Raw genomic sequence first — 11,744 nt, forward strand, 5'->3', positions numbered from 1 at the left:
GGCGAGGCTGCGGCCTTTAGCGTCGTTTCGAACGCGGGCAGGAGTGCGCCCGCCAGCCCGGCGCGGATCAGTCCACGTCGGTCAAGCGAGGCGTGCGGCATGGAGCGGCGCGTGTGGGGCGGAATGCGGCGACTGCTGAGCGATTGTTCGGGCACATCATCGTCAGCGCTGTCCAAGGCTCAATCTCCGTCAGAATGACGTATGTATATCGTATAATATAATCAGGGCAATGTAGATTTATCGTCTGTTCTTCGATCACCCGTCTCGCATGGAGATACCGTTCTTGCCGATGGGCAGTGCTGCGAGGATGGCAATAGCGGCCAGCATCGGAACTGCCAGAGCGATGCAATATGCCGCGCGGCTCCAGCCTGCGGCGATCAGCATTCCTGCGAGATAGGGACCGGCCACGGCGCCTATCCGCCCGCCGCCCAGGCCGATGCCCGTTCCCGTGGCGCGCATTTCAGGCGGGAACACTTGCGGCAAAATCGTATAAAGACAGGTAATTGCGGTATTGAGGAAAAAGCCGGTAATGAACGCAGCGGCAATCAGTGCAACTGCGCGCGGCGGCGCCAACCCGTAGGCCGTGAGGGCCAGCCCCATGCCCACGAATACCGCCGTCGAAAGGTTGCGAAGGCCGAAGCGGTTCGCCAGCAGTCCGAACAGAAGGCATCCGATGGCGCCTGCCACGTTCATCATCATCGAGGCGTAAATGCCGATACTGTCGCTGAAGCCCAACTCGGACAGGATCTTCGGCGTCCAGCTGATCGCGAAGTAGACCGTGGCCATCACGCTCATGTTGAGCAACATCACAAGGACGGTCGGGGCGAGCATCCGGCCGCTGAACAGATCGGCAAAGCCGGGACGGCTCCGGGCCGCTTGGGCGGTGACCGGCGGCAGTCTGTCGAGCGGCGGGCGGCCGAGTTTCCGCTGGACCCGGTTGATCTTCTCCAGCGCGCCTGCGGGGCGGCGCGCGGTCAGGAACTGAATGGATTCCGGCAACAGCCATAGCACCAGCGGCACGAGCAGCGCGGCGGCTGCTGCGCCGAGCACATAGATCGACCGCCACCCGAATGCTTCGATGAGCGGCACGGCAGCCAGCGCGCCGATCGTTGCCCCGACGGGATAGCCGAGTGCCATGCATGAGATGGCAAGGCTTCTGCGGCGGGGCGAAGCGTGCGGGACATGGCAAGCCGATCCGCCAGCTCGACTTCCCGCAGCCGCTCACCGGGCTTCAGCGTGCCGCGCAGGATCATTTCGCGCAGTCGCGTCAGTGCCGAAGATTTGGCGCGCGGCAGTGCGCTGCCCTGTCCTCATCGGCGTCGGCAGCGAGGACGCGTGGAGCCCGCCCGCCCAGCACGAGGAAATCGCCGCGGCACTTCCGGGCGCCGTTTACAAGGTGTTCGAAGGCAGCGGCCACATGGCGCCGATGGAGGCGCCCGAAGCCGTTCCCGAAGCATTGAAGCAATGGATGGCATCGCCTCTCGACCATAAAGCGAAAAACCGCATGACACGGGAAAATCCAGACGCTGCAAGCCCTTCCGTAGCTGCGAGCCCTTCTGACTACTGGGCGATCGAGCGCGCTATCGTGAGCCAGATCCATCGATTTGCCCAAGCGAACGACGCGCATGACCATGATGCCCTGGCAGAGATGTTCACGCTTGAGGGTTCCTTCGCGCGACCCACGGCGCCCGAAGCGCCGGTTTCCGGACGCGAGGCGATACGCGCGTTCTTCCGCGACAGACCTGCTCGGCGCACGCGCCATGTCATGGCGAACATCGTTGTGGATCTGCTGTCTCCGGCTCATGCAAGCGCACGTAGCTATGTCGTGCTCTACACCGGGGAACGGGGTGAAAACGTGTTGGTAGGCGACTTCGACGACGAGCTGCGTCTGGAGCTCGACGGCATATGGCGTTTCTCCAGGAGATCCGGTTCGCTCGCGTTCGACTACTGAGAGGCCGGTCAGATGACCCCATCTCATTGCAAGGGGGCCGCAGCACCGATCGCGCGCTGCGGCCCTTCACTACTTGCGTTTACGCGGCCGGTTCGGCAGCTTCCGCCTCGGCGCCCGCCGCTGACGCCTTCGCCGCTGGTGCATCGATCTCCACCGTCACTTTTTCGATCCGTCCGGTGAACTTGAACGGCAGTTGGTAGGTGAAGTCGATCGGCGAGCCGACGTCCATGCCGATGTCCAGGCCCTCCCCGAGCGAGAACTGGATCGGTACCGTCCGTTCAAGTCGCCCGCTGGCAAGTTTGCCGCCGCCGGCGGACACCGTGATCGTCGCGCCCTTGCCCATTCCGCCGCCGTCATAGTCGTGACGGACCACCAACTGGTGCCGGCCTGCACCGAGCGGGGCCTCGGCCGCGAAAGTCGTCCGCTCGACCGAGAGGAAGTTGTAGACGAACACCGGCTTGCCTTCGCGCAGGTAAAGCCCGTAGCCGCCTTCCAGACCGCCGTGGGTGATGATCATCCCCTCGGCCTTGTCATCGGTAAGCTCGATACCGGCGGTGATCGTCCAGCTCTTGTTGAGCATCGGCAGGCACGCCGCATCAGGCAGGCCGATCATGCCTTCGTAATACGTCGCGCTGGTCCGGTCGCCGACCATGCTGGGACGCCCCATGGCTTCCGCATTCATCCGGATCGTGGCGCGCCAGTCCAGCGGCAGTACATTGTACTTGGCTGCCTCCACCCACCACATGTCCTGCAATTCCCGCAGCTTTTCCGGGTGCCGGTCCGCCAGGTCGCGGGCCTGCGAGAAGTCACCGTCGAGCTTGTAGAGCTCCCACACCTGCTGGTCCGGATCCCAGTCTTCAGGACGAACCGGCTGCCACGGCACGAAGCTGGGCGCGGAAGCCATCCAGCCATCGTGATAGAGCCCGCGATTGACGCCCAGTTCGAAATACTGCGTGCGGCGCTTGCTTGCCGCGCTGCCATCGTCGAACGTCGCTGCGAAGCTGACGCCCTCGATCGGCTTTTGCTGGATGCCGTTCAACTCGCTCGGCGCGGTGACGCCGCAGACTTCGTAGAGTGTGGGCACGATGTCGATCGTGTGGATGAACTGGTCGCGCAGCCCGCCCGCATCCTTGATCCGGTCGGGCCAGGAAATGATCATGGGATTGCGCGTGCCGCCGAAATGGCTGGCGACCTGCTTGGTCCACTGGAAGGGCGTATTCATGGCGTGCGCCCAGGCCGACGGGAAGTGGTTGAAATGCTTCGGTCCACCCAGTTCGTCGATCGCCTTGAGGTTGTCCTCCCATTTCTCGGGGAAACCGTTGAAGAACATGTTCTCGCACAGCGATCCTTCCAGCCCGCCTTCGGCGCTGGAGCCGTTGTCGCCGGCGATGTAGATGATGATCGTGTTGTCGGCGTCGGGCAGCGCCTTCACCGCGTCGATCACCCGGCCCATCGCCGCATCGACTTGCGCGCCGTAGGCCGCGAAGACTTCCATCATCCTTGCATAGAGCCGCTTCTGGTCGTCGTTGAGGGTGTCCCATGCCGGCAGGCCCTTCGAACGCACCGTCAGCTCGGTATCGTCAGGAACCACGCCGCGCGCCTTCTGCCGTTGGATGGTGGCCTCGCGATAGGCGTCCCAACCCGTGTCGAACTTGCCCTTGAACCGGTCTATCCACTTTTGCGGCGCCTGGTGCGGAGCATGGGTGGCGCCGGGCGCCACATAAAGGAAATAGGGCTTGTCGGGTGCTATGCTCTTGACCTTGCGCACCCATGTGATCGCTCGCTCGGCGAGATCCTCGGTCAGGTGGTATTCGGGATCCTCGGATGCCGGGACGAGATCCCGGTTCTCGAACAGGATCGGGTTCCAGTGGTTCATGTCGCCCGCGTTGAACCCGTAGAAGTAATCGAAGCCCAGTCCATTGGCCCACCGGTCGAACGGACCCGCCGCGCTCGTCTCCCAGGTGGGCGTGTTATGGTTCTTGCCGATCCATGCCGTCATGTAGCCGTTCTGGCGCAACACCTCGCCGATCGTCCCGCAGTTGCGAGGCAGGATGCAGCAATAGCCGTCGTAGCCGGTGGCCAGTTCGGTGATCCCGGCGAACGACGCCGAATGGTGGTTGCGCCCGGTGATGAGCGCGGCGCGTGTCGGGCTGCACAGGGCCGTCGTATGGAAATAATTGTAGCGCAGGCCTTCCTTTGCCAGGCGCTCCATCGTTGGCGAGGGCACGCCGCCGCCAAAGGTTTCGAACTGGCCGAAGCCGACGTCATCCAGCAGGATAAGCACGATATTGGGAGCGCCTTTCGGCGGCTGTACCGGCTGGGGAAAGGTTGCCGGATCCGAATCCTGATAGGTCCGGCCGATTTCGCCTTGGAAGTGAAAATCTGGACGAGGCAGTACCTCTGGGGTCTGGCATACCGAATCGATCGACATATCTCGTCTCCTGTTGAGAGCCGGGCCGGACGATCCAAGAGTGCATCCACGATCTCTATCGGGGTGAACCCGCGCTGCCGATGAGGATTACCCGAGTGGGGTTCCGGGTCACGCCATCGAACTGATCGTCGAGCGGAACCGGGCGAGTGCGATTGCAAAGAACACCGCGCCGATGGCGATGGTCGCGGCGAATTGCGGCCAGACCACTGCGAGGCCCGCGCCCCGGAACAGGATTGCCTGGCCCAGTTCCACGAAGTGCGTCGTGGGCGCGAACAGCATCACGTCCTGCACCAGTTGCGGCATGGATTCCCGCGGCGTGCTGCCGCCTGAAAGCATCTGTAAAGGCAGAAGCACCAGGATCATCAGCATGCCGAACTGCGGCATGTTGCGCGCGATGGTGGCCAGGAAGATGCCCATAGAGGTGGTGGAGAACAGCACCAACCCCGCTCCGGCAAAGAACAGCGGCAGCGATCCCGCTATCGGCACCTGCATCAGCGCCCGCACTACGAGGTTCACCGAAAGGGCGGAGGCCAGCAGTACCACCAGCCCCATAGACCAGACTTTCGACATCATGATCTCGAACGGCGTCACCGGCATGACCAGCAGATGCTCGACCGTGCCATGCTCCCGCTCGCGGATCAGCGCGGCACCGGTCAGGATGATCGAGAGCATGGCGATCTGGTTGATGATCTGCGCGAGTGCCCCGAACCATGACTTGTTGAGCGCGGGGTTGAACCGCGCACGAATGGCAAGGTCCACTTGCGGCACGCTGTTCACGCGGTGGCGATTGAGAAATTCGTTCACTTCGCCGTTGACGATCTGCTGGATGTAGCCGCTGCCGGTGAAGGCTTGGCTCATGCGCGTGGCGTCCGTGTTGAGCTGGATCTCGGCCCCTCTGCCGCCCAGCACGTCGCGTTGGAAGCCGTGTGGGATATGCAGCACGAAAGTATAGTCCCCCGCGTCCATGCCGGGATCGATCTGCTGCGGCACGATCATCTGCGGCACCACGAACTGCGGCGGATAGAACGAGGAGACGATACGCTGGGACAGCGGGGATTCGTCCTCGTCGACGATGGCGATGGCGGCGTTGTGCAGCGTTTCCGGCGTCGAATTCGCCGAGGTGTAGATCGACACCGTGAAAGTGAACACGATCAGCACGAGCATGATCGGATCGCGCCACAGGCCCCACAATTCCTTCACGCCGAGCCGATAGATGTTCGCTATCTTGGAGAGCATCGCTCAGACCTCCTGCTTCTTCAGGAGCAGGATGGCGACGCCCACGATCACCGGTGCCGATATCGCCAGCGGCAGGAACGATCCGGCAAGGTCGGAGAACCCCAACGCCTTGGCGAAGACGCCCCGGCTGATCGTGAACATGTGGCTGGCCGGGTAGATCTCGCCCATGAACCGCGCGCCGCCTTCCATCGAGGAGACGGGATCGGTCATGCCGCCAAAGGTCGTCGCCGGGATCATCGTGCCGATCATCGCCAGGAACATCGCGGCGATCTGGCTGCGCGTCAGCGCCGATGCGAGTAGGCCCATGCCGGTGGCCGAGATGCAATAGATCGTCGCCGCCAACAGCAGCGTCGGGAAACTGCCCTTCACCGGAACATCGAAGATGAAGATCGCCATCAGCACCATCAGCAGGAAGTTGATGAGCGCCAGGCCCACATAGGGCGCCTGCTTGCCCAGCATGAATTCGCTGCGGGTGACGGGCGTGACGTAGAGGTTGATGATCGAGCCGATCTCCTTCTCGCGCACAACCGCCAGCGCGGTCAGCATCGCGGGAAGCATCAGCAGCAGCAGCGGGATCACCATCGGCACCATGGCCGGCAGGCTCTGCACGTCCGGATTGTAGCGAAAGCGATTTTCCAGGGAGAATACGCCGTTGGTCGATCCGGTGCGGCTTCGGACCTGCTCGGTCAGCCAGTGCTGATGCAGGCCCTGGATATAGCCCTGCACCGTCTCGGCCCGGCCGGGGTTGGCGCCATCGAACCAGACTCCGATCGCCACCTCCCGCCCGGCCGCGACATCGCGCCCGAAGCCGGGCGGAATCTCGATGCCCAACACCAGTTCGCCTTCCTGAAGGCGCCGGTCGAGATCGTCGTAATCGCGGATCGGCGCATGTTCCTTGAAATAGTCCGACCCCGAGATGTCGAGTGCGTAGTTCTGGCTAAGCAGGCTGCCGTCGCGGTCTAGCACGGCGTAGGACAGTTCGTTGATGTCGGTCGTCATGCCGAAGCCGATCACCAGCATCAGGATCAGCGATCCGGCCAGTGCCAGCGTCGCCCGCACCGGATCGCGCTGAAGCTCCAGCGTTTCGCGCCAGGCGTAAGTCAGGCAGCGTTGCAGGCTGAAGGCACCGCCGGTATCGGGGTGCGACGGCTCTCCCGACAAGGCGGGCGCGCCTTCTTGCGGGCTGCGCGTATCGCCTCCCGCTTCCACGAGATAGCCGATGAAGGCCTCTTCCAGATCCTTCGCCCCGCGCTTGTCGATCAGGCGCTGCGGCGTGTCGCTGTCCAGCACTTTGCCTGCATGCATCATCGACATGCGATCGCAGCGCATCGCCTCGTTCATGAAGTGCGTGGAGATGAAGATCGTCACCTTGTCCCGCCGCGACAGTTCCACCAGCAGCCGCCAGAAGGCATCGCGTGCCACCGGATCGACGCCCGAAGTCGGCTCGTCCAGGATCAGCAGGTCCGGCTTGTGAACCATGGCGACGGCAAGGCTGAGGCGTTGGCGCATGCCCAGCGGCAGGCTTTCGGGCAGTTCCTCCAGCACATGGGTAAGGTCGAACCGCTCGACCATTTCGGTGACCCGCGCGGCGATATCCGCCCGCGCAACATGGAACAGCCGGGCATGGAGTTCCAGGTTCTGCCGCACCGTCAATTCGCCGTAGAGCGAGAAAGCCTGGCTCATGTAACCGACACGGCGGCGGGTGGAGATATCGCTGGAATCGACTTCCTTGCCGAACAGCCAGGCCTTGCCGTCGCTGGCGGGCAGGAGGCCGGTGAGCATCTTCATCGTCGTGGACTTGCCGCAGCCGTTGGAGCCCAGAAAGCCGAAGATTTCGCCGCGCCGGATGCGGAAGCTGACGTGATCGACGGCGGTGAAATCGCCGAAGCGCATGGTCAGGCCCTGCGCCTCGATGGCGATGTCGTCCTCCCCGGCTTCCAGCGGAGGGATCACCACCGCCGTGTGCCCGCGCTTCTTCTCCTCGGGTAGCAGGGCGATGAAGGCTTCCTCCAGCGACGTGGTGCCGGTGCGATCGAAGATTTCCTGCGGGGAGCCCGTATCGAGCACATTGCCGTCGTCCATCGCCACCAGCCAGTCGAAGCGCTGCGCCTCGTCCATGTAGGCGGTGGCGACGATCACGCTCATCGCTCCTTGCGTCTTGCGGATATCGGCGATGAGATCCCAGAACTGCGCGCGGGCGAGCGGGTCCACGCCCGTCGTCGGCTCATCCAGGATCAGCAGGTCCGGGTCGTGGATCAGCGCGCAGCAGAGGCCAAGTTTCTGCTTCATCCCGCCCGATAGCTTGCCTGCCGGGCGCGACAGAAACGGATCGAGCCCGGTCGCCCGCGTCAGTTCATCTATGCGGCGGCGGCGTTCGGGCCCGTCATGCCCGAACAGGCGGCCGAAGAACTGAAGATTCTCCTCCACCGAAAGCGTGGGGTAGAGGTTCTTGCCCAGGCCCTGCGGCATGTAGGCGATGCGGGGGCAGACCTCGCGCCGGTGCCTGCGATCGCGCATGTCGCCGCCCAGCACGCGCACCTCGCCCTGCTGCACCGCCCGCGCGCCCGACACGAGCGAGAGCAGGCTCGACTTGCCCACGCCGTCCGGGCCGATCATGCCGATCATAAGCCCGGCCGGAATGTCCAGATCGATGCCCCGCAAAGCCTCGGTCTTGCCGTAGCGCGTCCAGACGCCGCTGACGCGGACGACCGGTTCGGGGGCGGCGGGAGAGGGGGGGGAGGGCATGGTCATGCCCCTTTCTCAACGCCCTTTCCGCTGATCGACCAAGGCGCCCCGCAATTGCAGCTCCGGCGGCCATTCCGCCTTGGGGTCGATCTTCACATAGGCCATGCCGGGCAGGCCGGTCTTCACCAGGCTCATGTAGCGGCGCAGCAGTGCCGGATCGATGCGGGCGCGCACGCGGAACATCATCTTCTCGCGCTCGCTCTGCGTCTCCACCGTCTTCGGCGTGAACTGGGCGACATCGGCCACGAAGCTTATCTGCGCGGGGATCGGCGTGTCGGGCAGGGCATCCAGCACGATCCGCGCCTCGCTGCCGATGCCCAGCCGACCGGCCGCCGTAGCAGGGAGGAAGAAGGTCATCGTCACGTCCGTCAGATCGACCAGACTGACCACGCGGCCCCCGCCGCTCACCACTTCGCCGGGTTGGGCGATGCGGAACTGTACGCGGCCATCGCGCGGGGTGCGCAGGGTGGCATCGTTGATATCGGCCTCTATTCGCTGGATCGTGGCGCGGGTCGCCTCCACGCGGGATGAGGAGCCGATGACCTGATTGCGCGCATTGGTGACCGCCACTTCGGCAGAGGCCACCTGCGCCCGCGCCGCCTGCACAGCGGCGGATGCTCCCTCCACTTGTGCGGCATCGTCATCCCGCTCCTGCGCCGAAGTGGCGCCTTCGCGAGAAAGCGTGTCCGAACGGCCGAGCCGCTTGCGCGAGGCGTTGAGTTCGGCCAGCCGCTGGCGAACCACGGCCTCGGCAGCGGCCTTCTCCGCCTGGCGCTGCGCCACCTGGGTTTGCGAGACCAGCACCGCGTTTTGCGCTTCTGCCATCTGCGCCTCCGCTTCGGTCTTCTGGGCGGTGAGCACGTCCACATCCATGTGGGCGATCACATCGCCGGCCTTCACCGTCTGGCCCTCATCCACGACGATATTGCGAATGCGCCCGGCGGACTTGCTGGCAATGTCGATCTCGGTGGCCTCCAGCCGCCCGTTGCCGCCCACGATGCCTTCGGGCAGCCCCGCAGGCGTGAGCAATTTGTAGAGCGCGAAAGCCGCCGCCAGCACCGCCGCGACGATCAGCCCCCTGACGATCCAGGTCTTGTTCATCGTCACTGCCCCTCTTGGCTGGCCGGCGTTTCGGCCGGAGTATCGGTGGAGCGCGGCTCGACCGGCCGTTCCATGGGAAAGCCTCCGCCCAGCGCCGAATAGAGCGAGACAACGCTTGCCAGTTCCGCGCGGCGCAGCTGGACAAGCGCTTGTTCGGCATCGAAAAGATCCCGCTGCGCATCAAGAACCTCAAGATAGGTCGAGCGTCCGTTGTCGAAACGCAATTGCGCCAGCCGCGCGCGTTCGCGCTGGGCGCCTACCAGCGCGCGGGTGGTGACGATCTGCCGGGCCAGTTGCTGGCGGCGGACCAGCGCGTCGGACACGTCGCGGAAGGCGGACTGGATGGCCTTTTCGTAACTGGCCACCGCCTGGTCGCGGCGGGCCTCGGCCACTTGCAGATTGCCCTTGAGCCGGCCGGCATTGAACAGCGGCATGACGATCTGGGGTGCGAAGTTCCAGGCCTGGCTGCCGCCTCCCAGCAGTCCGTCGAGATCGGAGCTGGACGTGCCGAACACGCCCGTCAGGCTGACGTTGGGGAAGAACGCCGCGCGCGCCGCCCCGATATCGGCATCGGCCGCGCGCAACTGGTGTTCGGCGGCGACGATGTCGGGACGATTTACCAGAAGTTCGGACGGAAGGCCGGTCGGCAACGTGAAGTCGGGGAAATCGCCGGTCAGCCCCAGCGACCCCGGCGCGATCTCCACCGGCGCCCCCACCAGAAGGGCCAGCGCATTGCGGTTGACGGCCCGTTCCTGTTCGAGCGCGTCCAGCGTCGTCTGCGCCTGAGCCAGCAGCACTTGCGATTGCGCCATGTCCAGCTTGTTGCCCGATCCTACCTCATATCGGCGGCGCATGATCCGCAGCGTTTCCTCACGCGTGGTGATCGACTGGCGGGCGAGTTCGGCGCGTTCCTCGTACTCACGCTCCAGCAGGTAGCCCAAGGCGACCTGGGAGACGAGGTCGGTGGCCACTGCCCGGCGCGATTCCTCACTGGCGAGATATTGCTCGCGTGCGGCCGCGCGCAAATTGCGCAGGCGGCCCCAGAAGTCGATCTCCCAACTGGCGCTGAGCTGCGCGGAAACCTGCTTGATGTCGGCATGCTGATCGGTACCGGTCACCAGCGTGCGGCCGCGCGTTCCCGTGGCCACCGCATCCAGTTGCGGATAGAGCGCAGACCCTTCGATCCGCCACGCCGCACGCGCTTCTGCCACCCGGGCCGCCGCCAGGCGAATGTCGCGATTGTTGGCAAGGGCCTGCGTTATCAATGCCTGCAACTGCGCTTCGCGGAAGAAGGCGTTCCAGTCGAGCGCTACGATCGATCGGCCGTCCACGCCACCGGCATAGCGTTCGGGCACCGGCAGCGGCGGCTGCACATAGTCGGGCGCGAACGAACAGGCGGAAAGAGCCAGCAAGGGCGCGAGAACAAGTCCCGCCGCGCGGATCATGTGCGAAGTTTGGCGGTCAGCCGGGCTCAACAGCACAAAATCCCCTTCGCATGCGACGGATCGTGACGCCTGAAAGACTGGCGCCAGCGGAATTTGAAACGTGTCGATTCTTTTTATGAGTTGCGGATTACAATCCGGCGGGCCCGTCATCCATCGAGAATATCTGTCTGGATCCATTTCGTTTATACGGAGGGGGTCAGGAAGTAGTCAACAATTTCTTCTCTCTTCTCGAGACGGTGGGGTGCGATCGGATCGTGCCATGAAGGCAAAACAACCTGTCCCTCGATTGCGGGGGCACGGATTGATTGATTTCTTACTTATTGAAGGAACGCGCACGAACCGGCTTGCGGCTAGCGTGTGTGCCTCATGCGGCGCGCGATCGCGGGAGCCGGGGGATTAGCCGCGCGGTCAAAAGCGCCGCCACGATCCCGCCGTAGAGCAAGGGGCTGCTGGTATCGGCCTTCACGAGCAGGAAATAATGGAGCACGCCCATTACCGCTATCAGGTAGACGGACCGGTGCAACCGTCGCCATGCGCGCGGCGTCATCTTGCGGCGCACGACATTGGCCGATGTCACGGCAAGCGGCACCAGTAATGCAAAGGCGCCCATGCCTATGGTGATGTACGGTCGTTTGGCGATATCGGTAGCGATTTCCGCCCAGTCGAACTCGTGGGCGACAGCCAGGTAAGTAAGAAGATGAAGAGTGACATAAGCGAAGGCCCATAGGCCGATACGCCGCCGAAAGCGCATCAGCCGCGGCATCCCGGCATACCTTGCCAATAACGTCACGGCCAGCGTCAGGCACAGGAAGCGCAGGCCCCAAAGCCCCAGTTC

Annotated in this window: 8 protein-coding genes; 1 reads left to right on the forward strand and 7 read right to left on the reverse strand. The window is 64.1% G+C overall.

The annotated features are described in order from the left end of the window. Positions 1 to 255: 255 nt before the first annotated feature. Entirely contained in the window at positions 256 to 1,137 is an 882-nt protein-coding gene (locus tag RT424_RS18850; RefSeq protein WP_313441347.1) for an MFS transporter, read from the reverse strand. Positions 1,138 to 1,504: 367 nt separating this feature from the next. On the opposite strand from RT424_RS18850, the gene RT424_RS24570 reads away from it, so the two are divergent. Then, complete coding sequence (locus RT424_RS24570) at positions 1,505 to 1,951, forward strand: nuclear transport factor 2 family protein (RefSeq protein ID WP_409521543.1); 447 nt, start codon at positions 1,505 to 1,507, stop codon at positions 1,949 to 1,951. A gap of 79 nt (positions 1,952 to 2,030) precedes the next feature. On the opposite strand, the gene RT424_RS18860 is transcribed toward RT424_RS24570, so the two are convergent. The 6 genes from RT424_RS18860 to RT424_RS18885 form a co-directional block, all read right to left on the reverse strand. After that, positions 2,031 to 4,235: an arylsulfatase gene (locus RT424_RS18860; protein ID WP_313441352.1), complete on the reverse strand. Its 2,205-nt coding sequence runs from the start codon at positions 4,233 to 4,235 to the stop codon at positions 2,031 to 2,033. A gap of 255 nt (positions 4,236 to 4,490) precedes the next feature. After that, positions 4,491 to 5,618, reverse strand: coding sequence for an ABC transporter permease (locus tag RT424_RS18865; RefSeq protein WP_313441355.1), 1,128 nt, complete (start codon positions 5,616 to 5,618; stop codon positions 4,491 to 4,493). A 3-nt stretch (positions 5,619 to 5,621) separates the two neighbouring features. After that, positions 5,622 to 8,369 carry a ribosome-associated ATPase/putative transporter RbbA gene (gene rbbA / locus RT424_RS18870; protein ID WP_313441357.1) on the reverse strand — a complete coding sequence of 916 codons (2,748 nt, stop codon included), beginning with the start codon at positions 8,367 to 8,369 and terminating at the stop codon, positions 5,622 to 5,624. Positions 8,370 to 8,378: 9 nt separating this feature from the next. Next, positions 8,379 to 9,464, reverse strand: coding sequence for an HlyD family secretion protein (locus RT424_RS18875; protein WP_409521542.1), 1,086 nt, complete (start codon positions 9,462 to 9,464; stop codon positions 8,379 to 8,381). Between the two features lie 2 nt (positions 9,465 to 9,466). Then, on the reverse strand, positions 9,467 to 10,939 hold the full coding sequence (locus RT424_RS18880) for an efflux transporter outer membrane subunit (protein ID WP_313441362.1): 1,473 nt from the start codon (positions 10,937 to 10,939) through the stop codon (positions 9,467 to 9,469). A 334-nt stretch (positions 10,940 to 11,273) separates the two neighbouring features. Continuing rightward, positions 11,274 to 11,744 (reverse strand): protein-methionine-sulfoxide reductase heme-binding subunit MsrQ (locus RT424_RS18885; protein WP_313441364.1); only part of this gene is annotated, 471 nt, incomplete at its 5' end.

It is taken from the genome of Novosphingobium sp., from assembly GCF_032093395.1.
Classification (GTDB): domain Bacteria; phylum Pseudomonadota; class Alphaproteobacteria; order Sphingomonadales; family Sphingomonadaceae; genus Novosphingobium.

Excerpts from the sequence above, each read along its gene's own strand:
- RT424_RS18875 (WP_409521542.1), bottom strand. The coding sequence starts at position 9,464 with ATGAACAAGACCTGGATCGTCAGGGGGCTGATCGTCGCGGCGGTGCTG.
- rbbA (WP_313441357.1), bottom strand. The coding sequence starts at position 8,369 with ATGACCATGCCCTCCCCCCCCTCTCCCGCCGCCCCCGAACCGGTCGTC.
- RT424_RS24570 (WP_409521543.1), top strand. The coding sequence starts at position 1,505 with ATGACACGGGAAAATCCAGACGCTGCAAGCCCTTCCGTAGCTGCGAGC.
- RT424_RS18865 (WP_313441355.1), bottom strand. The coding sequence starts at position 5,618 with ATGCTCTCCAAGATAGCGAACATCTATCGGCTCGGCGTGAAGGAATTG.
- RT424_RS18850 (WP_313441347.1), bottom strand. The coding sequence starts at position 1,137 with ATGGCACTCGGCTATCCCGTCGGGGCAACGATCGGCGCGCTGGCTGCC.